General features: G+C 50.9%; 18 protein-coding genes. 10 read left to right on the top strand and 8 right to left on the bottom strand.

What is annotated here, in order from left to right; all coding sequences use genetic code 11:
- Window positions 1-55 precede the first annotated feature (55 nt).
- On the top strand, window positions 56-631 hold the full coding sequence (locus tag EHT25_RS21405; RefSeq protein ID WP_124877218.1) for a nitroreductase family protein: 576 nt from the start codon (window positions 56-58) through the stop codon (window positions 629-631).
- 73 nt (window positions 632-704) lie between these two features.
- Here EHT25_RS21405 and EHT25_RS21400 read toward each other — a convergent pair whose 3' ends face one another.
- Together EHT25_RS21400 and selD are read right to left on the bottom strand one after the other, a co-directional pair.
- Window positions 705-1,475: an alpha/beta fold hydrolase gene (locus tag EHT25_RS21400; RefSeq protein WP_124877217.1), complete on the bottom strand. Its 771-nt coding sequence runs from the start codon at window positions 1,473-1,475 to the stop codon at window positions 705-707.
- A gap of 94 nt (window positions 1,476-1,569) precedes the next feature.
- Window positions 1,570-2,616, bottom strand: a complete 1,047-nt coding sequence (gene selD, locus EHT25_RS21395; protein ID WP_124877216.1) for a selenide, water dikinase SelD — start codon at window positions 2,614-2,616, stop codon at window positions 1,570-1,572.
- A gap of 384 nt (window positions 2,617-3,000) precedes the next feature.
- On the opposite strand from selD, the gene EHT25_RS21390 reads away from it, so the two are divergent.
- From EHT25_RS21390 to EHT25_RS33025, 3 genes are all read left to right on the top strand, one after another.
- A complete protein-coding gene (locus tag EHT25_RS21390; RefSeq protein ID WP_124877215.1) occupies window positions 3,001-6,426 on the top strand; it encodes a TonB-dependent receptor in 3,426 nt (1,141 codons plus the stop codon).
- A 66-nt stretch (window positions 6,427-6,492) separates the two neighbouring features.
- Window positions 6,493-7,359: a glycerophosphodiester phosphodiesterase family protein gene (locus tag EHT25_RS21385; RefSeq protein ID WP_124877214.1), complete on the top strand. Its 867-nt coding sequence runs from the start codon at window positions 6,493-6,495 to the stop codon at window positions 7,357-7,359.
- Between the two features lie 64 nt (window positions 7,360-7,423).
- Window positions 7,424-8,494: a DUF5958 family protein gene (locus EHT25_RS33025; RefSeq protein WP_221622319.1), complete on the top strand. Its 1,071-nt coding sequence runs from the start codon at window positions 7,424-7,426 to the stop codon at window positions 8,492-8,494.
- 22 nt (window positions 8,495-8,516) lie between these two features.
- On the opposite strand, the gene EHT25_RS21375 is transcribed toward EHT25_RS33025, so the two are convergent.
- Both EHT25_RS21375 and EHT25_RS21370 read right to left on the bottom strand, forming a co-directional pair.
- Window positions 8,517-9,587 carry a dihydrodipicolinate synthase family protein gene (locus EHT25_RS21375; RefSeq protein WP_124877213.1) on the bottom strand — a complete coding sequence of 357 codons (1,071 nt, stop codon included), beginning with the start codon at window positions 9,585-9,587 and terminating at the stop codon, window positions 8,517-8,519.
- Between the two features lie 11 nt (window positions 9,588-9,598).
- Window positions 9,599-10,615, bottom strand: coding sequence for an NAD-dependent epimerase/dehydratase family protein (locus EHT25_RS21370; RefSeq protein ID WP_124877212.1), 1,017 nt, complete (start codon window positions 10,613-10,615; stop codon window positions 9,599-9,601).
- A 279-nt stretch (window positions 10,616-10,894) separates the two neighbouring features.
- On the opposite strand from EHT25_RS21370, the gene EHT25_RS21365 reads away from it, so the two are divergent.
- Together EHT25_RS21365 and EHT25_RS21360 are read left to right on the top strand one after the other, a co-directional pair.
- Window positions 10,895-11,101 (top strand): hypothetical protein, encoded by a 207-nt coding sequence (locus tag EHT25_RS21365; RefSeq protein WP_124877211.1) that lies wholly within the window; start codon window positions 10,895-10,897, stop codon window positions 11,099-11,101.
- A gap of 97 nt (window positions 11,102-11,198) precedes the next feature.
- Window positions 11,199-11,621: a hypothetical protein gene (locus tag EHT25_RS21360; protein ID WP_124877210.1), complete on the top strand. Its 423-nt coding sequence runs from the start codon at window positions 11,199-11,201 to the stop codon at window positions 11,619-11,621.
- Window positions 11,622-11,638: 17 nt separating this feature from the next.
- Here EHT25_RS21360 and EHT25_RS21355 read toward each other — a convergent pair whose 3' ends face one another.
- Window positions 11,639-12,556, bottom strand: a complete 918-nt coding sequence (locus tag EHT25_RS21355; RefSeq protein ID WP_124877209.1) for a patatin-like phospholipase family protein — start codon at window positions 12,554-12,556, stop codon at window positions 11,639-11,641.
- Between the two features lie 180 nt (window positions 12,557-12,736).
- On the opposite strand from EHT25_RS21355, the gene EHT25_RS21350 reads away from it, so the two are divergent.
- Window positions 12,737-13,711, top strand: a complete 975-nt coding sequence (locus EHT25_RS21350) for a polyprenyl synthetase family protein (protein ID WP_124877208.1) — start codon at window positions 12,737-12,739, stop codon at window positions 13,709-13,711.
- A 63-nt stretch (window positions 13,712-13,774) separates the two neighbouring features.
- Here the strand turns inward: EHT25_RS21350 and EHT25_RS21345 are convergent, their stop codons facing one another.
- Window positions 13,775-14,491, bottom strand: coding sequence for a fatty acid desaturase (locus EHT25_RS21345; protein WP_124877207.1), 717 nt, complete (start codon window positions 14,489-14,491; stop codon window positions 13,775-13,777).
- Between the two features lie 96 nt (window positions 14,492-14,587).
- Between EHT25_RS21345 and pafA the strand changes: the two genes are divergently transcribed.
- Window positions 14,588-16,240, top strand: a complete 1,653-nt coding sequence (pafA, locus tag EHT25_RS21340) for an alkaline phosphatase PafA (protein ID WP_124877206.1) — start codon at window positions 14,588-14,590, stop codon at window positions 16,238-16,240.
- Window positions 16,241-16,305: 65 nt separating this feature from the next.
- On the opposite strand, the gene EHT25_RS21335 is transcribed toward pafA, so the two are convergent.
- Together EHT25_RS21335 and EHT25_RS21330 are read right to left on the bottom strand one after the other, a co-directional pair.
- Window positions 16,306-16,776: an NfeD family protein gene (locus EHT25_RS21335; protein WP_124877205.1), complete on the bottom strand. Its 471-nt coding sequence runs from the start codon at window positions 16,774-16,776 to the stop codon at window positions 16,306-16,308.
- Between the two features lie 2 nt (window positions 16,777-16,778).
- A complete protein-coding gene (locus EHT25_RS21330; RefSeq protein WP_124877204.1) occupies window positions 16,779-17,696 on the bottom strand; it encodes an SPFH domain-containing protein in 918 nt (305 codons plus the stop codon).
- A gap of 392 nt (window positions 17,697-18,088) precedes the next feature.
- Between EHT25_RS21330 and EHT25_RS21325 the strand changes: the two genes are divergently transcribed.
- Both EHT25_RS21325 and EHT25_RS21320 read left to right on the top strand, forming a co-directional pair.
- Window positions 18,089-20,689 carry an MGH1-like glycoside hydrolase domain-containing protein gene (locus EHT25_RS21325; protein WP_124877203.1) on the top strand — a complete coding sequence of 867 codons (2,601 nt, stop codon included), beginning with the start codon at window positions 18,089-18,091 and terminating at the stop codon, window positions 20,687-20,689.
- Window positions 20,690-20,749: 60 nt separating this feature from the next.
- Entirely contained in the window at window positions 20,750-21,520 is a 771-nt protein-coding gene (locus tag EHT25_RS21320; protein ID WP_124877202.1) for an SDR family NAD(P)-dependent oxidoreductase, read from the top strand.
- Window positions 21,521-21,591 lie beyond the last annotated feature (71 nt).

Here is a 21,591-nt window from a genome sequence, read left to right as displayed (position 1 = left end):
TATCCGCTGATTGGATTAGCTTTGCAATTTCGTACAAAAGGGTTCAAGAACATACATGGAAAACGATTTTGAAACAATTAACCGGCTGATACGTACGCGCCGGAGTATTTTTCCGCCTGATTACAGTGACCAGCCCATTCCCCGGGACGTGGTAGAAGCCATTCTGGCAAATGCCAATTTTGCCCCTACGCACCGGCTGACGCAGCCCTGGCGATTTACGGTTTTTCGGGAAAATGGATTGGTGCAACTCGCTGATTTTCTGGCCGAAACATACCGATCACAAACACCACCAGCCGCCTTTTCGCAAGGCAAATATGAAACCACCCGCACGAAAATCCTGCGGTCTTCCTGCGTGATTGCCATTAATATGGAATTGCATCCCGAAAAAGTACCGGAATGGGAAGAGCTGGCAGCGGTGGCCTGTGCGGTGCAAAATATGTGGTTGACAGCTACGGCTTTAAACGTCGGTGCGTATTGGAGTACACCGGGCAACCTGGATGAGCTGGGCGAATTTTTAAACCTGGACCCATCAAGAAAATGTGTTGGTATTTTTTACATGGGATACCATACAGCCGCCGAAAAACCGGCAATCCGCAAACCGATTGAAGAGAAGGTGACGTGGGTGGAATAACAAATGATGGATTATGAGTGATGAACGATGGATTGGCTGACGCATTAATTCATCGTTCATCATTCATAACCCATCATTGATTCAAAAACCGCATCAGTGTTTCGACAAACTCCGCCGGTTTTTCGGCCTGAACCCAGTGCCCCGCGCCCGGAATGGTTTCGAGCGTGCTGTTGGGAAATAACCGCTTGATTTCGTCCTGATCCTGATCCTTGATGTAGCGCGATTCGCTGCCCCGAATAAACAGGGTTGGTTCGGAGATGGGCCGAATGTTCTTCAGTTCACCACCAATTCCGTACAGTTCCTGCTCGATAACCGGCAGGTTAAGCCGCCAGTCGAATTCACCCTGCTCGTTCCGAAACAAGTTTTTAAGCAGAAATTGCCGGACTGGCAAGAGTGGTTCGTACTGACTCAGGATTTCATCGGCTTCGTTCCGGCTTTTGACCGTTTTCAGATCAATGGCTTTGAGTCCACGGATCAGTTCGGCGTGATGAACCGGGTAGAATTTCGGTGCAATATCGACAATGACCAGTCGGCTGAAGTGCTCCGGATACGTCATCGCAAACTGCATAACGGTTTTTCCGCCCATCGAATGCCCGATAATGATCGGTTTATCCAGCTGCTGATCCGTAATGAATTCCAGCAAATCGGCGGCCATTGCGTCGTAATCGAACACCTCGCTGCGTGGCGAACGCCCGTGGTTTCGCTGATCGACCAGAAAAACGCGATGGCCTTTCTCGGCGATGGTTTTCGAGATCGTCAGCCAGTTGTCGGACGAGCCGAAAATGCCGTGCAGAATAATAATGGGCGTACCGGTTTCGCCGGTTTGTCGGAAATACAGTTTCATAAGGCGTACCCACGGACTTGAGTCCGTGAACTCTTCTCACTCTTGAAGCGAACTTTTTATCGGGGCTATCACGGACTAAAGTCCGTGGGTGCGGTTATCTAACGTAAACCGTCTTTTCTCTTTTTTCAATCAATTGACCGAAAACTTTTAAATAAAGCTTGTTTTCAAACGCAACGCGCTCAAATTCAGCCGTGCTACCCGGATCGACGGCAATCAGCAAACCGCCACTGAGTTGTGGATCGGCCAGAATAAACCGCTGCGGATCGGTGAGGTCGTTGACTTTTTCACTTAGCGTCTCCCAGTTGCGGTGAGTTCCTTCCGGAATGCTTCCCTGGGCCAAATACCCATCCCAACCCGGTAAAACCGGTATTTTGTGAAAGTCGATTTCGGCGCTCAAACCACTCGTCTCGGCCATTCTGATGAGATGCCCCAGCAAACCGGCACCCGAAACGTGCGTCAGTGCTTTTACGTACGGTAATTTTCCCAGAAAGGTGCCAAATGTATTCAATTTAGTCATCTGTTCCAGTGCCAGATCGGCGTGTTCGGGAAGCAGCAAGCCTGTTTGCTCAGCCTGGGTTAGAATGCCGGAACCCAGCGGTTTGGTCAGGTATAAACAACAGCCTTCGCTGGCCGTGCTGTTTTGCTTCAAGTGGTTCAGCCGGACTTTTCCCGTTACGGCCAGACCGAAAAACGGTTCGGTGCTTTCGATGGTGTGTCCGCCCGCCAGCGGAATACCGGCTTCGGTACAGACGGCGCGACTGCCATCCAGAATGTGTTCCGCGACCTCAACCGGAAGGTTGCCCGTAGGCCAGCCCAGAATGGCGATCGCCAGCAGCGGGTCGCTCCCCATGGCATAGACGTTGTTGAGGGCGTTGGCGGAAGCGACCCGTCCGAAATCATACGCGTCATCAACGACCGGAGCGAGGGCTGCAACGTTGCTGACAACCGCTTCACCGTGGCCGGTTTCCAGTACAGCAGCGTCATCGCGGGTGGTCGAACCGACTAGTAAATTGGGGAATTCGGGCAGGAGGGATGTGGATGGGCTGATCAATGCATTGAGAAATTCCGGAGCCAGTGAAGTGCCAAAACCCGCTCTGCTACGAAATTGAGCGAGTTTGTATATTTCCGTTTGTTGAATCATGTCAGTTGATGGTGTAACCGCAAAATAATTTTCCTTTTTCTATTACGGAAAGATAAAAAGAAAGGTTCAGAAATGGAGAATCAGAGCAGGGATAAATCGGGCTACAAAAACCGGTATATATCTGAATAATAGTAGTTTATCTAAAAACGGTACAAAAACAGGGGGGGCGTCCGGAAAAAGGTAATAAAAAATTAATATGCCAAAATTGAACGATAAAAACAGATTTATGGAGTTTTTACAGATTGCTTGGTTGTATAAATGTTATTATAGTACTTTACTAAGAACACCTGCTTGAGTCACAAAAAAAAATGTCGTTTCTTTGTGGTGAACTGTAGCGAGTTTAGGATACACTTCAAACCAAATTTAACCAAATCATCCTTATTTATGAACAGAAAATTACTGTTTGTCTACCTCGTCACGTTACTGAGTGGACTGGCCATTGTCCTGTTGAGCGGGAGTAATGTTCAAGCCCAGGTAACCTCTTCTTCAATCGCGGGGTTCGTGAAAGATCAGAAAGGAGAGGCCCTGCCCGGTGCAACGATTGTTGCGGTGCATACGCCCTCCGGAACTCGTTACGGAACCATTACCAACAGCGAAGGTCGTTACACATTCCCGAACGTTCGGGTAGGAGGGCCGTATACCGTTACGGCAACATTTGTGGGATTTAAAGAACAGGTCAAAAGTGACATTCTGGCGAGTTTAGGTACGGCCGCCAACGTCGATTTTGCGATGGCCGACGAAAGTACCCAGCTTTCGGAGATTGTCGTTTCGGGAAACCGGGGGGCTATTTTCAGTTCCGACCGGACGGGTGCGGCTGCTTCCTTCAACCGCGACGCCATCAACACCATTCCGACGATTGGCCGGTCGATCACCGATATTTCCAAGTACAATCCGTACGGAAACGGCCAGTCTTTTGCCGGCCAGGACCCGCGTTTCAACAATTTTACGATCGATGGATCGGTGTTTAACAACGGTTTTGGTTTGGGTAGCTCGGCGCTGGCCGGTGGCCGGACCGGAACGACGGCGGTTTCGCTGGATGCCATCGACCAGTTACAGGTCAACGTGGCACCGTTCGACATCCGTCAGTCGGGTTTTACGGGTGCGGGCGTCAACGCCGTAACCCGTTCCGGGACCAACGAATTTTCGGGATCGGCTTACACACTCTTCCGCAACAACAGCTTGGTGGGTAAAAAAGCGGATGGAACGTTGCTTTCACCGGCTCCCAACGTCAGCGAAAAAACATACGGTTTTCGGTTGGGCGGCCCCATCATCAAAAATAAACTGTTTTTCTTCGTCAACGGGGAAATGTTCGACAGCAGCACCCCCGCTTTGACCTGGAGCTTGAACCGGGGGCAGTCGGGCAGTAACGTGTCGCGTGTAACAGAAGCGGATATGAAGGACTTGGATCAGTTTATGCAGACCAATTTTGGCCGCAGCCTGGGCGCGTACGATGGCTTCAATAACGACGTGAAAAGCCGCAAAGGATTGATCCGGCTGGATTACAACATCAACGATCAGCACAAACTGTCGGTCCGGTATTCGCACCACAACTCCGAAACGGGCTCGATCATCAGCAACAGCAACAGTAGCAACACGGCGGGGAACGGAAACCGGACCAACAGCAGCAGCGCGATCTCACCGGAAAACTCGGGCTACCTGATTGCCGACAACACCCGTTCGTTGGCGGCCGAGCTGACCTCGAATTTCGGGAGCAAGTTTGCCAACAACCTCATCTTCACTTACAACAAGCAGATTGAAGACCGGACGTACAAAACCGGTTTGTTTCCGACCATCGACATTCTGAAAGACGGAAGTACGTATACCTCCATCGGTTTTGATCCGTTTACGCCGAACAACAAACTGAATTATTCGACGATGAACATCACGAATAACTTTAGCTATTTTGCCGGTAAACACACGATTACGGCGGGTCTGGTTTTTGAACATTATACGTCGAACAACGTCTTCTTCCCATCGTCGAACGGGGTGTATGTGTACAATTCCATCGACGATTTCAAGACGGCGGCTTTAGCTTCCATTACCAACCCGAACAGCACGACGTCGCCGGTGACGGTGAACCGCTATAACCTGCGGACTTCCCTCATTCCGGGTGGTGGTGAACCCTTGCAGACCCTGAAACGTAACCTGTACAGCGCCTATGTTCAGGATGAATTCCAGGCCAGCCCGAACTTCAAACTGACGGTTGGTTTGCGGGGAGATATCTTCCAGTACGACAACAGCACGGCGAAGGATTTTAACAACCCGATTGTGGCCGGTTTGACTTTCAAAAACGAAAATGGGCAGGACTACCAAGTGACGACCGGAACCTTCCCCAAGGCCCGTTTGCTGCTGTCGCCCCGGGTTGGTTTTAACTGGGATGTGAAGGGCAATAAAACGACCCAGATTCGGGGCGGAAGCGGTATTTTCGTGTCACGTATTCCGGAAGTGCTGATTTCCAACCAGTTGGGTAACAACGGGGTGAATACGGCCGCTTATACCGAAACCAACACAACGCGATTCCCATTTGTGACCGACCCCAGCAAGCTGCCGGAGTCCGTTCGTCCCAAACCCGTTGCGATCGCCGATCTGCCTCCGTACCAGATCAACGCCGAAGATCAGAATCTAAAATACCCGCAAATCTGGAAAACCGACCTGGCCATCGACCAGAAATTGCCCTGGGGACTGATCGGATCGCTGGAGTTTATTTTCAATAAAAACATTCAGGCACTGCGTTACATCGATGCCAACCTGCAGGCACCCGTTGCGGGCAAAACCCTGAGCGGTCCGGATAACCGGCAACTGTTTCCGGCGTTTGGCGTTGCCAATACCGGTACCGGAAAGGACAACCTGGTGAACAAAGCGCGCTATTATAACTCCAATATCGGTAACGCATTTGTACTGCGAAACACCAATAAAGGGAGTTCATACATCATCACGGCGAAACTGGAAAAACCGGCTGCCCGTGGTCTGGGCGGAATGCTGGCGTATACCTACGGCGAAGCCCGTGACATCGCCTTCGTAGGAAGTACCGTGCAGGCCAACGTTCCGACGGTCTACGGTCAGAATTACCTGACAAACGCCTATTCCGACAACGACCTGCGTCACAAGATTGTGGGGTATGTGAACTACCGCCTTAACTACGGTGGTAAAATCGGAGGGGCCACGATCTTTACCCTCGGTATGCTTTCGGCCAGCGGAGGCAAAATTTCGTATACCTACAACCAGGATGTGAACCTGGATGGACAGACGACCAACGATCTGCTGTACGTTCCGAAAACGGCTTCTGAACTGACGTTCGTGCCGCTGACGGTTCCTGCCCAGGCGGCAACAGCCACAACCCCGGCCTATCCGGCGGTAACATACTCGCCGGAGCAGCAGCAGCAGGCTTTCGATGCCTATATCGAAGGCAACAGCTACCTGAAAACCCGTCGGGGTCAGTATGCCGAGCGGAATGGGGGTCAGTATCCGTGGTTGACCCGTTTCGACTTCACGGTAATTCAGGAGTTTTACGTAGCCGTTGGAGCCAAAGGAAAGAAGAATACGATCCAGCTACGGGCTGATATTCTGAACATTGGTAACCTGCTCAACAACAGCTGGGGACTCGGTAACGCGCTGACGGCGTCGACCTCCTCTTCTACCTCCAACCCGCTGGCGCTGGCAAGTATCAGCACGGCCGGTGTGCCGTCGTACCGGATTGCCACGCAGGTAATCGACAAAAAGACGGTTCTGCTGAAAGATTCGTTTGTACCCGCCCAGAACATCAATGCGGTGTATCAGGCGCAGATCGGTATCCGGTATATCTTTAATTAATCGGTCAACAGTATTTTTTACGCCCCCGCCGGAGTCTTTCGGTGGGGGTTCTTTTTTCTCAGAATTATGAAAAAACTAGTTTTAATCGGCACGATTTTACTGCATTCAGTAGCGGTTTTTGCCCAGAAAGCGCCAAAATATACGACGGCGAAAGAACTGGAAGCGGTTTTTGCGTATCGCCCGGATCGTAAAATTCCGCTCATTCTGGCGCACCGGGGCGGTCCGCAGGCTTCGGAGACGGAAAATAGTCTGGAGACTTTTCGGCATACCTACCAGCAGGTTCCCGAAGCGATTCTTGAAATGGACGTCCGGATGACCAGAGACAGCGTGCTGGCGATGCTGCACGACGATGAAATCGAACGAACGACCACCGGGAAAGGCTCGTTGAAAGCCATGACGTGGGCCGAATTGAAGGCGGTTTTTCTCCGCGATTTGCAAGGCAAACCCACCCGCCAGCGCATTCCGCTGTTCGACGAAGTACTGAAATGGGGCGCGGGTCGGGTGTTGATGGCAATCGATGCGAAACCGGGTGTTGATCTGCGGAAAGTGATAAAAGCCATTGCGGACCGAAAAGCGCTACACAGCGTGTTTATCATCTGTTACTCAACGGAAGATGCGCTCAGCGTCCGGAAAGACTATCCCGACGTCTGGGTTGCGGTGGGTTTCAACGAAGCCAATCACGGCGAAACGCTCCAGAAAGCCGGTTTGTCGCTTCGTCACCTGATCGGATTGTCGGCCCGGCAGAATCGCGAATTTTACGAACGACTGCATCGGGATGGGATTCCGTGTACGGTCAGCACTTTCGGCCCCGGTAATCTGGACGAAAAACCGCTGAGTGAAGTGGCAAACGATTACCGAACGTTTTTTCAGACGGGAGCGGATATTTTAACGACCGACCGGCCTGCCGAGGTCCGGGCGCTGTTTACGAAGTGAAGATTTCATAGATGAAATGGTAAAATTCCTTACATTGGTATCGCAATTGTGAGATAAGTCGAACATGCTGAGCCTGGAGGAAGAAATACGGATGATTCGGTTTGGGCAGGGGATTTACCCGGTTTCAGATCTCCTTGATCCGTATCATCAGCTGGATACCGACGGAAAAAGGACCCGAATGAGGGATCTTTCTTTTTTCCTGTGGGGCTTAAAAACCGTTGACTCCGATATTGAACAGGCCATCGCAGCCAGCTCGTTAAACGAATCGGACCTTCCCGTTGTTCGATTGAGAATCGATCGGCATCGGTCCAACAGCACGGCACTTTTGCCGGAAAGTGAACTGGAAAAGGCGTACCGGTTATACCTCTTTTTATTCAAAACCGCCTTTCAGCGTTATTTCGAACAGGAAAAAGGAAACCTGACGAACTGGTGGCTGACGGATTTGTCGCACGATGAAGCCGTACAAAAACTGGTAACGGATTATCAGGCTTTGGTGGAGGAAATATACGCAGATACCGGTTTTCGCAACGAGTTTGGTAGCCTGGCCAAAGATGGGTACAAGCATTTTCAACGGATCGAAAAGGGCGATGAAGAACCGGTTTTCGACAACCAGACCAAATTTCATTTTCTGACTTACGACGAAATGGTCACCGAACATGCCCGGAAATTTGATCACCGGCATTCGGAAGGAATTGTGCTCCTGCGCCGTTCGTTAAATAACGCGCTTTCCATCCGTTATAAGATAGAACCGGAACGCGTCTGGCGAATTATTTCAGATGTAATTGACCGGCATGTGAGCTATCTGAAACTACTCCATCGGGCGTATGAAGCGTTCAATAACCGGGAGATCGATGGCGTGCTGGCGTTGATGCACTCGGACGTCGACTGGCCCAACGGCTGGGAGGGCGGTTATGTACACGGTCACGAGGCCGTTCGGGACTACTGGACGCGGCAATGGCGGGAACTTGACCCCAAAGTCACACCCGTTGCGTTTCAGCTCCGGCCGAATGGCGATGTCGAAGTCGATGTCCACCAGTTGGTTAAAGATAAGGATGGCTTGGTCGTGGCCGATAGCCAGGTCAAACACGTCTACACCATCGAAAACGGGAAAATCCGGAAGATGGTCATTGACTAAAAACTGCTCCTTCGTATGTGGCTTATGTAGTGGTAACGGTCTGATTTTTAATTGGTAACGATCTTACAAAGGCGTCATCGTTCAGGTGCGGATAAACCGCATAAACCCGATCGATTTCTTCCAGTTGCCCGGGCGACAAATCTTCTGCCGGATTGAGGCACCACCGCCCTTCGAGCAAGCCCTGCCGACGCAAGACTTCGTGAAGCCCCGCAATGCAGCCCTGAAAATCGTGGGCCGGATCGAAAAAAGCCGCATTGCAGTCGGTCACTTCCACATTGCGGGTCAATAGTTCGGCCAGCCCGGCGTTATCGGTCTGGAGACACGTTTTAATTTCGGCCAGCAATTCGACGGCTTTCTGTGTCCACACCGCCCAATGGCCCAATAAGCCGCCTACAAACCGTTTTTCAACCGTTTTTCCGTCAATCGGAAAGCGGTAAGCGGTCAGCAAATCCGCCACGATGTTATCGTCATTGCCGGTGTACAACGCAATCTCCTCCCGGCGGCTGGAATGGCAAACCGCCCGCACCACGTCGAGGGTTTGATACCGGTTGAAACTGGCTACTTTAATCGCCTGAATGTTGGGAATTTCGGCAAACCGGTACCAGAAATCGTAGCTGAAAATGCGTCCGCCCACCGAAGGTTGCAGGTAAAACCCAAAAACCGGGATGACCTCCGCGACCGTCCGGACGCGTTCCAGAATCGCAGCCTCGGTCCAGCCCTGCAAACCGCCCATGCTCAGCAAACCCAGATCATATCCGTACTTGAGGGCCAGCGTTGCTTCGTCGATAGCCTGCTGGGTAGGGCCAACAATCCCGGCCACTTTGATAAACGGACGATCCAGGTTAGCGGCTGCGATTTCGTCGGCGGCTACCCGCAAAACCGTCTCATACAAATTGATTGTCGGATCACGAATTTCGAACTGGGTCGTATGAACACCCACCGCAACGCCACCGGCACCACTGGCGATGTAGTAGCGGGTCAGGCCCCGCTGCCGGTTCTCGTCGAATTGCCGGTTTTGATCCAAAGCCAGTGGGTGGGCGGGAATGACAGTTCCTTCGTGCAATAAATCCCGGATATCAGGCCGTAAAGTCATCGTTGTTGATGTTAAAATTTGCCGGTTCGTTCCTGAAAATGCGTGGGTTTGTTCAGGATTTTTCCGCCACTTTGTAGCCACAAAACCGTCAGTTCCATCATCTGACGCAGCGTCACGCGCGGATAGCCGAACAGGCGATTCGCCTGCGAAGCGTTGCTCAATAAAGCCGTTGGCTGGGCTTCGTTGATAAAAACCGGTTCCTTGCCGAGCATTCGGCCGTATTCCTGCGCCAGCCATTGAATCGAGACGGTTTCGGGGCCGGTAACATTCAGCAATTTGGCCGGAACCGCACAGTGACGCAGCGCCCGGATCGCGATTTCGTTGGCGTCGCCCTGCCAAATGACGTTGGCGTTGCCCATCCGAAGGTCGATCGGTTTGTCGGCGATTACGGATTTGGCAATTTCCAGCAGCACACCGTAGCGCAGATCGATGGCGTAATTCAGGCGGTAAATCAGTGTCGGGGTGTTGTTTTTCTCCGCGAAATACTGAAAAATCCGCTCGCGGCCCAAACACGACTGGCCGTATTCGCCAACGGGTTCGGGAGCGGTTTCCTCCGTGGCACCACCGGACGTTACCGACGTAAACGGGTAGACGTTGCCGGTCGAGAAGGCCACAATCCGTGAATGCCGGTATTTTTCCGCCACCCGACCCGGCAAATACGCATTCATGGCCCAGGTGAAGGCCTCTTTACCCGTTGTTCCGAACTTGGTTCCGGCCAGGTAAAGCACATTCCGGACATCGGGCAAAGCTGCCAGATCGGTTTCGTTGAGCAAATCGGCGGAGATGGTTTCAATGCCGTCGGCTTCGAGTTCGATCTGGAGTTGTGGGTCCGAAAACCGGGACACGCCGATCACCCGTTTGGAAATACCGGCCTGATCGATCGCTTTTCTGGCCAGTCGCGCCAGACCTGGCCCCATTTTCCCGCCCACGCCCAGAATGATAATGTCGCCGTCCAGTTCGGTTAAATCGGCCACCAGGGCCGCCGATGGGTTGATCAATTCCTGCTCAAAAGAGGCTAAGTCACTCATTTGTTGTGGTTAATGATCGGTTGGATGGGGATGTCATTTTATTTGATGCAGCCATGTCCCGTGGAGTAGAAACCTCATTCTGGGAGTTACCGGTTTTTGAGAGCATGATTTTTACATTAAGCGGTTTATTCCCCAAGATATACTTCCCGACGAAATATTCTTCATTTGAGAGTAAAATAACAGCATCGAACCTGATAGACAGGCTGATGGCTGGAATTGGTGTACGACTCGGTATTCATATTTATCATTATTCAGAGACAGCAAAGAAATAAAAGCTACATGAAAGCGATTCAATCCCAATACATTATAGCTGCTCAGGGAAAGCGGGTTTCTGTTATTCTGCCGATGCAGCAATGGCAGCAGGTGCTTGAGGATCTTGACGAACTGGAGGATATTCGATTGTATGATGAAGTCAAGGCCCGGCAGGAACCGACGGTTTCGCTGGATGATTATTTGAAAAAACGTCAACACTTGTATAAAGTTTAAGCTAATTTCACCAGAACATACTATTTCCTTTCCGTATATTCTTCATTTCCAACGGTAAAGCTACTTTGCGGGTCTCGTCCTAAAAACCGCAAAGGTGATGAGACAACTTGCTTGGCTATTGATAGTTGCGATTTTGCTGGCTGGATGTCAGCAGAATGTAGAACTGGATTGCGTATCGGTTTCTGAAAGTGTCTATGTCAATGACCGGTTTCCCACACATATCGAAAAATACGATCCCAACTCTCCGCGAATAGTTAACTTTGAGAATGATTTCAAGGATACTGTATCGGTTTGGATTAACGATAAAGTTGTAGCAACGAAATACCTGGAAACAAAATCCACTGGCTTGGCCGATAAGGTAATCATCAAAGCTCAGCCGAATGATGAGATTGTATTTAAAACAACTCATAGCTGTGCCCGGTTTAAGCTGTGTGGTGGTTATAACTACTTGTATATCAGGCGGTCAGTAAATAAAGGGTGGGAGGTGGCCTATTCTAATTTCAGTAAAGGTTATTTTTAAAATGCGGGACTGAACCTTTACGCCTTCCGCCCGATTCCCTCGGCCCGCAGCACTACCGTCGCATCCCGATAGCCCTGCACAATCAGCCGGCCAATGTCGTCGGATGAAAACCGCATCAGGTTCAGATACAGCGGGTCATGGGGGCGGATGAGGGTGAGCTGCATGTCGTTTCCGCGCAGTCGTTCCCGTTCCACCCAGCGTTCTGCCCAGGCTATATCGTTGTTGACGAGTTGATTCACCGTAATGTCCTTGACCCGTTCGGATAAATTCAGCAGACTGCGGTAGTTAAACTTTTCCTTAAAAATATGTCGGGCGTGACAGGCGACACAAACCAGTTCGTTGGCTTCATCTTCGATGGCTTCGCGCAAGGGAGCTACTTCCCGCAAACCGCCATCAAGAAACATCTTCTGGCGGTCGCCCCCGATGCAGACGGCGGGCATCAGAAACGGTAGCGAACTGCTGGCAATGACGTAATCCAGAATGGATTTATCTTCATTTGTGGCATAAACCATATCGCCATTCATGATATCGACCGTACCCACTTTCAGTTTAATCGGGCTGTTGGCGAGAATTTCGAGTTTGATATGGGTTTTGATCAGCGTCTGGAGGGGGGTAGAATCGAGCAAACCGTCGAAACGACTAAAAAGCGTATTGTATCCCAGCATGAACCGCGATCGGATCACGGCCACATCTTCGGGCCGGGTGATGTTTCGAACCCAGAATTCAATCAATTGCCGACCGGTTTTTTTCCAGTCAACGGCGCCGTGCTCGGCGAATTGTTTTCCGGCTTCGTGAACCAGAAAAACCGCATTTAAACTCCCTACCGATATACCATAAATTGCTTCGGGCTCAAAACCGGCCTCCAACACGGCCTGAATGGCACCCGCCTGAAAGGCTCCCTTGAGCGATCCGCCCCCTAACACCAGCGCACGCATGAATCGAATGATGAATTAATGGATGATAATGATGATTGTAAATCTTAATTAACGTCATTCCGTGCATCGTTCATAATTCCTCATCCATAATTTTTTGAAGTTTTGCCCCGAAGTTCGCGTTTGAGTGGTATACTTGCGCCCTGATTACGGTTCACCCAGTCCGGCGAACTGATTGCAACGATGCCACTATCAATCCGGGACATACAAGCGCCGATTGCTGCTGAAATGGAGACATTTGAGCAGAAATTCCGGCAGTTTATGAAAAGCGAAGTCATGCTTCTGGATCAGATCATGAATTACATCGTGCGCCGGAAAGGCAAGCAACTGCGCCCGATGTTCGTTTTTCTGACGGCCGGTGTCTGTGGCCCCATCAACGAATCGACCTACCGTGGAGCGGCCCTGATTGAGCTGATTCATACGGCAACCCTCGTGCACGATGATGTCGTCGACGACTCCAATTACCGGCGGAGTTTTTTTTCGGTAAATGCCCTGTGGAAAAACAAAATTGCGGTGTTGGTAGGTGATTACCTGCTTTCGCGCAGCCTGTTTCTGGCCGTTGACCACGAAGATTTCGACTTTCTGAAACTGATCAATCGGGCGGTAAAGGAAATTTCGGAAGGGGAATTACTGCAAATTGAAAAGGCCCGGCGGCTGGATATTACGGAAGACATTTATTTTGAAATTATTCGCCAAAAAACCGCTTCGTTGATTGCCGCCTGCTGCGCCGTAGGAGCCCGTTCTGTTGACACCACTGTCGAAACGATTGAAACCGCCCGACTTTTTGGCGAAAAAGTGGGTATTGCCTTCCAGATCAAAGACGACCTGTTCGATTACGGCGAGGAGGAAGTCGGCAAACCGCTTGGAATCGACATCAAGGAAAAAAAGATGACCCTTCCGCTGATTTATGCGCTTAACAATGCGGGTTGGGTCGAAAAACGGCGGATGATCAATATTATTAAAAACGACAGTGAGAATCCGAAAAAAGTAGCGGAAGTGATCGATTTCGTCAAAAAATCGGGCGGCATCCAGTATGCCACAACGGTCATGACCCGCTACGTCGAGGAAGCCAAAACCCTGCTTTTCCAACTTCCCGCTTCTCCTTATCGCACTTCCCTGGAGCAACTCGTGCAGTATACGATTGAAAGGAGTAAGTAAAATGAACCATTAACAATGAATAGCAGGCTTTTAGCTTATTTCCATACCTGAAGTTATTCATTGTTAATTCATTTCCCGCGCTTCAGGCAATTTCCACCACGGCAAATAGGGCCAGGCGTGGTGTTCGGCGTGGTAGCCAAAAAAATAACAACTCAGGAAAGCGGCAATGTGGTTCAGTTTCTGGCTGCGGGCGTTGTGGGGCGGATTGTGGTGTTCTCCGCGGTGGGGGAGGTAAGTTCCGAAATAGAAAAGCTGGAACGTACTTAAAACCGCCGGAGCCATCCAGAACACAATCAGATTTTCCATCGGAAACCAGATTTTCAGGATGTTGTAGGTAACTGCCATCAACACAATCTGAATCACCGAAATGTATTCTTTCAGAAAACTGTAATACCAGGCCAGAAAACCGGGGTTGCCGTCGTGAAAATCCGGATCATCGTCGGTGGCCGAATGCCGGTGGTGCAAATGGTGTTTGCGGCTGAGCCGATTGAAATTATTGAACGCAAACAAGGTCGCGCACAGAAAACCGATCCAGTAATTCAATCGCTTGTTGTTCGGCGCCACCACGCCGTGAATCGCATCGTGGGCGGTGATGAAAACGCCGGTGTAGAGGTGGGTTTGAATGAGAGCAAAAAGGTAAACGAGCGGGTTTTGCCAGTCGATCGGGTAATTCAGTAGAAAAACCAGCATTCCCGCCCAACTCAGCAGGATAGCCGCGGCAAAATAGAGTCCGCGGTGGCCAATTTGGGTCGGTTTAAATGAAAGGACTGGGGTTGTCATAACAATTCATTTACCGGCTAACGACTCGGGTACGGGAAATGTTCACTACTTTTGGGGTTGTAACCCGACCAATTTCCATAGTTTTTCTAAATCGGCATGAAAATAGCCCGTTTTGCATTATTTCTACTTGCGCCCGCTTTGGTGTTTGCGCAGCCTGCTGCTAAAAAAGGAGCAGCAACTCCGACCACGTTGAGTCGCCCGAAACTGGTTGTCGGAATTATCGTTGACCAGATGCGCTACGACTACCTCTATCGCTTTTACAACAAATATACGGAAGGCGGTTTTAAACGCATGATGCGCGACGGTTTTAACGCCCGCAACAACCATTATCATTATGCCGCCACGATCACGGCACCCGGCCATACGCACGTATACACCGGTTCGGCACCGGCTATTTCCGGGATTGTGGGCAATGACTGGTATGACCGGGCTTCCGACAAAACCCTCTATTGTGTCGGTGATTCGACGGTTTCGTCGGTTGGGAATTCATCGTCGGCGGGAAAAATGTCACCCCGGAATCTGCTGGTGACCACCGTCACCGACCAACTGAAAGTGGCGACGCAGGGACGCTCCAAAGTGATCGGCGTCGCGATGAAAGACCGGGGTTCGATTCTGCCCGCCGGACATGCCGCCAATGCCGCTTACTGGTTCGATTCGAAAGACGGAAGCTGGATTTCGAGTACGTTTTACATGAAAGACCTGCCGCAGTGGGCTAAAGATTTCAACGCACAGAAACTGTCGGACAAATACCTGACTCAAGCCTGGGAAACCACGTTGCCGATCAATCAATACGTGGAAAGTACGGTCGATGATACACCGTTTGAAAACCCGCTGGCGGGTGAACCCAAGGCGGTTTTTCCGCACCAGGCCATCGCGTCGCTCGGCAGCAAATACGAAGCACTGCGCACTAGCCCGTTCGGGGATGTGTTGACCAAGGAAATGGCGGTTGCTGCCCTGCGGGGTGAAAACCTGGGCCGGGGTTCTGAAACCGATTTTCTCTGCGTTAGCTTTTCGTCGCCCGACGCCATCGGCCACCGGTTCAGCCCGTCGTCCATTGAAATTGAAGACGAGTACCTGCGGCTGGATAAAGTGATGGCCGAATTGCTGAATGCGCTGGATGCGCAGGTCGGCAAAGGCAATTATTTCACGTTTCTATCGGCCGACCACGGTGCCGCCGACAACCCGGCGTACTCGATGAGCCTGAATTTGCCGGGCGGTTTTCTCGAAGGAAAAACCGTTGGGGCTGCCACCGAAAAAGCGCTTGCTGACGCGTTTGGCCCCGGAAAGTGGGTGATTGGAAATGCCAATGCACAGGTTTATCTGAACCACGATCTGCTGCGTGAGAAAAAGGTGAAAATAGCCGATGCGGCCGAAGTCGTTAAACTGGCGCTATTGAAAAATCCCGGCATTCTGAATGTCGTTAATCTACACGATGTTAACTCGAATGCCGTGCCGGAATACTGGCTGCATTTTTTGCGCAACGTTTACCATCCGAAACGCAGCGGGGATTTGCTGCTGATTACCCAACCCGGCTGGCTGGAAGGTTACCAGAAAGGCGGCACCTCGCACGGAACGCTCTTTAATTACGACACCCATGTGCCGCTGGTCTTTTACGGCTGGGGTATCAAACCCGGCGAAACCACCCGCCGGACGCAGATTGCCGACATTGCCTCCACGGTTTCAGCGTTATTGCACATCCTTGAGCCCAGCGGAAACATCGGCAATCCGGTCTCGGAAGCGATTAAGTAAATAAACAATGAATAATGAACAATTAACAGTCGACCGGGGAACCACCTCCAACTGAAAGACGCCCGTTACCCATTTTTCATTGTTAATTGTTCATTATTCATTAATAAAACCACTGCCCGGCTTCCTTCCATCCGCCGGATCACCACCGGTTTTCCGGCCATGATCGACTCGTCGTTCTCTGAAACCGCAGCCCATTCGGTGCCCCGGTAGAAGATCCGGCCTTCGCCGGATGCGGGAATGGTTTCAGTGACGGTGGCTTTGTCGCCGACGGATTCGACGTATTCCTGTTTTCTGGTTCGGGAGTCAAACCACCGGCGGAGCGGCTTCCGGCCCATCAGCAAGGTCAGTACCGTGACGGCCGCGAAGCAGAACAATTGATTTTCCAGATCGGGCGTTACGCCCAGAACCGTTGCCAGGGCAGTGATGAATGCGCCGACACTCAGAAACGCGAAGACGAACGAAACGCTGAGTAGTTCGGCAATCAGAAACAGAATGCCCAGGAGTACCCACAGTTGAGGCCAGGTGATGAAGTCCATGCTTATTTTGTTTTATCCTGATGTTTGACCACCGTCATGGCGGTCGAGATAATGGAGGATAGATCCCCAAAATTGGCGGGTAAAATCAGCGTGTTGTTGGTGCGCGCCAGGTTGCCAAACTGATCGACCAACTGTTCGGCGACCCGCAACTGCACCGCGTCCATTCCGCCTTCATCGTTGATGGCAGCCGCCACTTTCCGGATACTTTCGGCGGTGGCGTCGGCAATGGATTTGATGGCTTCCGCTTCCCCGGCCGCTTCGTTGATCTGCCGCAACCGAACCCCTTCCGATTCCAGCACCACTTTCTGTTTTTGCCCTTCGGCAATGTTGATGGCCGATTGCTTCTCGCCCTCCGATTGCAGAATCACCGCCCGTTTTTCGCGCTCGGCCTGCATCTGCTTTTCCATCGCATTTAAAACGGATTGTGGGGGCGTAATATTCTTGATTTCGTAGCGTAACACCTTGACACCCCAGCCGATAGCGGCTTCGTCGATCGCGCGGACCACGGCCTGATTCAGCGTTGTGCGCTCTTCAAACGTCTTGTCCAGCTCAATTTTTCCCATTTCGCTCCGCATTGTAGTCTGTGACAACTGAATGACCGCAAACCGGTAATCGGCGATCCCGTACGACGCTTTCTGCGCATCGACAATCTGGATAAAAATAACGCCATCGACCCGCACCTGAACGTTATCGCGTGTAATACAGATCTGCTCGGGAATATCGAGGGCGGTTTCTTTCAGGTTGTGCTTGTAGGCAACCCGGTCGAAAAATGGAATGATAAACGTAATACCCGGTTGAAGCACATCGAAGAATTTGCCCAGTCGCTCCACGACGTAAGCGGTTTGCTGCGGAACGACTTTAACAGTCATGAAAACAACCAGAAGAGCCAGAACGACTAATGTCAAAAAAACATATCCCATGAGTAGCGCGAGGTTAAGTGATTTAGTAAGAGGAAAGATAGTAGACAAGAGAGCTGAGACAGAATTGGTTAGTCAAATGTCTCATATCGCTCGTCTCAGATCTTTTATCTAGTTACAGTAAATCTCGGATAATTAGAAGGATAAGTTCAGGATTTATGATGTTGGCGGAAAAAACCGGCGTGAAAGGCTGTTAGAAAGGATGGGAAAATCAGTGGTTGGAAGTTTCAGTTTGTGACTCTTACCTATCCTCAACTTTAACACACAGTTAATCCTTTTGGCCCGACATCCCATTTATTCAGTTGTTATATGCAAAGTAAAGTGGTAATTAGAATCGGATTTAACGGTATTGATTAATCGGGAAAACGAAAAACCGGTCACCCACACTCATTAACATGACTGAATTTGAGAAGCTGCAACACAGCAACACCTGGCGAACCTGGGGGCCTTATGTGAGTGATCGACAGTGGGGTACGGTACGGGAAGATTATAGCGCCGACGGTGATGCCTGGAATTACGTAAGCCACGATATGGCCCGCAGCAAGGCGTATCGGTGGGGAGAGGAAGGCATCGGCGGAATTAGCGACCGGCAGCAATTTCTGTGTCTGGCACTGGCGTTGTGGAATGGACGCGATCCCATTTTGAAGGAACGGTTATTTGGCCTGACCAACCAGCAGGGCAATCACGGCGAGGATGTGAAGGAGTTGTACTATTACCTGGACAACGTGCCTTCGCACAGCTACATGAAAATGCTCTATAAATATCCGCAGCAGGCGTATCCGTACCAGTGGCTGGTGGACGAAAACCGCCGTCGGTCGAAACAGGAAGCGGAATTTGAACTGATCGATACCGGAATTTTTAACGACGATCACTACTTCGATGTATTCATTGAATACGCGAAAAACGATGAACACGATATTCTCCTGAAGTATACCGTTCAGAACCGCAGCAACCGAGATGCCCCGTTGCACCTGTTGCCGACCTTGTGGTTTCGGAATACATTGAACTGGAATGAGCCGGATAAAAAACCGGTTATCTCGCAGATTGGCGCGAATCAACTGCTGATCCAAACCCGGAATCTAGGTATATACTATTGCTACGCCGAGGGCGATGTGCGGTTTTTATTTACCGAAAATGAAACGAACAACGAGCGATTATACAACGCGCCCAACACCGCTGCTTACGTCAAGGATGGCATCAACAACTACATCGTAAATGGGCAGAATGATGCCGTAAATCCGCAGCAAACCGGTACGAAAGTGTCGGCTTATTATCAGGTAACCGTATCGGCAAAAAGTAGTCGGACATTTAAACTTCGGTTGACTAATCAGGAAAACAGCCAGCCATTTGCGGATTTTGATGCGGTTTTTACTGCCCAAAAAGCCAATGCTGACGGTTTTTACGCAACGAAACAAAATAGCTTAGCGACGGATGAGGAACGAATGGTGCAGCGACAGGCGTGGGCGGGCATGTTGTGGAGCAAGCAGTTTTATCATTTTAACGTCAATACGTGGCTCAATGGCGATGCGGGTGAGATTCCTCCGCCCGAAAGCCGTAAAACCATTCGTAATGCCAACTGGAAACACCTCATTGCGGCCGATATCATTTCCATGCCCGATAAATGGGAATATCCCTGGTTTGCCGCCTGGGATCTGGCGTTTCACTGCATCATTCTGGCCGAAATCGATCCGGATTTTGCCAAAGAACAGTTGCTGTTGCTGTTGCAGGAAAAATACATGCATCCAAATGGGGAGTTATCGGCTTACGAATGGAATTTCAGCGACGTCAATCCGCCCGTTCATGCACTGGCGGCCTGGAAAGTGTACAAAGCCGACGAAGCGTTAAAAGGAAAACCGGATACGGTTTTTCTGCAACGGGTTTTGCATAAATTGATGCTCAATTTTACCTGGTGGGTCAACCGGAAAGACAGCGAAGGCAACAACATTTTCGAGGGCGGTTTTTTGGGGCTCGATAACATCGGCATATTTGATCGCAGCGCACCACTGCCCGGCGGGGGCCAGCTGGAACAGGCCGACGGCACGAGCTGGATGGCGATGTATTCGCTCACGCTGATGCAAATTGCGATGGAACTGGCGCTGACGAATCCGGTGTACGAAGATCTGGCGATCAAGTACGGCGAACACTTTTTTTACATTGCCGGGAGCATGGCCAACATGGGCGACATCGAAGGACAGGGGTTATGGGATGAGCAGGACGGTTTTTATTACGATATGCTCCGGATGCCCGACGGATCCTGGAGTCGGCTGCGGCTGCGCTCGCTGGTGGGGCTGATTCCGTTGTTTGCCGTGCAGGTTGCGGAAGATAAAAAATGGGAAAAGCTGCCGCGGCTGGTGTCGCACATGACGTGGTTTATGGCGCAGCGTCCCGATTTGGCTAGTCTGGTGAGCAATTGGCGGGGCGAGAACGGTGCGGATAGCATGCGGCTGCTCAGTCTGTTACGCGGGCATCGGATGAAGTGTTTGTTGCAACGGATGCTGGATGAAAACGAATTTCTGTCGCCCTACGGCATTCGGTCGCTGTCGAAAGTCTACGAACAGCAACCTTTCGAATACGGGCTGGCGGGACAGAATTTTTCGGTGCGCTACAATCCGGCCGAGAGCGATAGCGGGATGTTTGGTGGAAACAGCAACTGGCGCGGGCCGATCTGGATGCCGGTTAATTACCTGCTGATTCAGGGCTTACACCGGTTTCACGAGTATTACGGTGATGATTTTAAAATCGAATTTCCGACCGGTTCCGGGCATTTCAGTACGATCCGCGAAGTAGCTGACCAGCTTTCAAAACGGCTGAATGCAATCTTTTTGAAAGACGAAAACGGCAGAAGGGCGGTTTTGGGTGATAATGAAAAGCTACAAACCGACGAACACTTTAAAGATTATATTCTGTTCCACGAGTATTTTGACGGCAACACCGGAAAAGGGCTCGGGGCCAGCCACCAGACCGGCTGGACGGGTCTGGTGGCCCTGTTAGCGTAATTGAAATGGTTTCGGTTTGATTCAAACCAGCTGGTACTTAGTTCAAAAGCACAAAAAGATATGAAACGATTCGAAGGGAAAACGGTCTTGATAACCGGCAGTACGCAGGGCATTGGGGCGGCTTGTGCGTTGCGGATGGCAAGCGAAGGCGCGAACATCATCCTGAACGGCCGCAAGTTTGATGAGCGAGGCCAGGGCATTATCGATCAGATTACGGCCATGGGGCAGCAGGCGAGATTCATTGCTGCTGATGTCAGCGATCCGAAAAACGTGATTGGCCTGGTGACCAGTGCGATTGAAACCTTTGGACGTTTGGATGCGCTGGTCAATAACGCCGGGGTTGAGCGCAATCACGACTTTTGGGATGTCACCGAAGACGAATACGATTTTGTGATGAATACCAATTTGAAAGGCGTATTCTTTGGTATTCAGGCGTTTGTGAAGTATTGTCGGGCGAATAACCGCCCGGGTGTGGTGGTGAACATGAGTTCGGTCCACGAGGAAATTATCTTTCCTCATTTCGCAGCCTATTGCGCCAGTAAAGGCGGTTTGAAAATGCTTACCCGAAACCTGGCCACCGAACTGGCCCCGCTAAACATCCGGATCAACAACGTAGCGCCGGGTGCCGTAGCCACACCGATCAACCAGCATTTACTGGAAACGCCGGAATTACTTAATAATCTGTTGAAAAACATCCCGATGAAGCGCCTGGGCAAACCGGAAGAAGTGGCTGCTGTCGTGGCTTTTCTGGCGAGCGAAGATGCCGCCTACGTAACCGGCAGTACTTATTTTGTGGATGGCGGGTTGACCTATCATTATGAAGAACAATAAGGTTTAATAAGTATAGCCTTTATGGCCTGAAGTTTTTGGTTCACCACGCCTATACTTGAAACGATAAATCA

It is taken from the genome of Larkinella rosea (genome assembly GCF_003858635.1).
Lineage (GTDB): Bacteria > Bacteroidota > Bacteroidia > Cytophagales > Spirosomataceae > Larkinella > Larkinella rosea.
This window is presented reverse-complemented; position numbering and strand designations above follow the sequence as displayed.